At 44.9% G+C, this 759-nt stretch carries 1 pseudogene; it reads right to left on the bottom strand.

Features of this window, described 5'->3' with window-relative positions:
• Window positions 1–270: 270 nt before the first annotated feature.
• Window positions 271–759, bottom strand: a pseudogene (locus AN394_RS22095) (hypothetical protein); the annotation flags it as partial.

The following is a 759-nucleotide window of genomic DNA, read 5'->3' as shown; positions in this document are numbered from 1 at the left end:
ATCTCGCACCTCGTATCTCGTCACTTACTCAAACCATTCCCGGCTAAAGCCAGTCCTACAGGGAAGCAATTGGTGCTAGGATTTTGGTTCTTGGGCGCGATGTAAAATCACTGCTACAGACTCGAAACTCGTTCCTCGTATCTTGTTCCTCGTATCTCATATCTCGCATCTTGTAACTCGCTAACTTTCCCCTCGCATCTCGTATCTCGTATCTCGAAACTCGCTAACTTTCCCCTTTCCCCTTGTAGCTAGCAACTCGTACCTCGTTACCTACAACTTCGTTACCCACCCGTATTCACCATGGCTTTGAAACTTGTAGCTTTGATTACCGGCGTCAAATTGGCCTTGTAGGGTGTTTTCTGTGAGGGTCATCACGGCTTGATGGCCTGCTTTGGCATGATCATTGACCTTGCCAAATACACTTCTATCGCCATTGCTAGCTTCAATAATGTTACTAATTTCGACGGTGTAACTTAGGTATTCGTCGATCACTAAAATAAAGTGATCGCCGGGTTGTAGGGTTTTTAGGGTGTCTAAATCAAATTCGCTGAATGCGGTGTTTGCTAATTGGTCAGGCAAACGGCCTTGTTTATATAGGTAATCGTGCGCATGATTAGATAGCTGATTAAGCGGCGCAGTTAAATTCACAATGGGTTGTGGGGCTATTTGGTCGGCTTCTGCTTTGTAAGAGGCAACAAACTGCTGTGTGCTTGGTTTTGTTTTAAAACCATCACTTTGAATATGCCACTCATTCAGTGC

Source organism: Pseudoalteromonas sp. P1-26, from assembly GCF_001401795.1.
Taxonomy (GTDB): Bacteria; Pseudomonadota; Gammaproteobacteria; order Enterobacterales; family Alteromonadaceae; genus Pseudoalteromonas.
The sequence above is the reverse complement of the archived record's forward strand: the minus strand, read 5'-3'. Positions and strand labels throughout refer to the sequence as shown.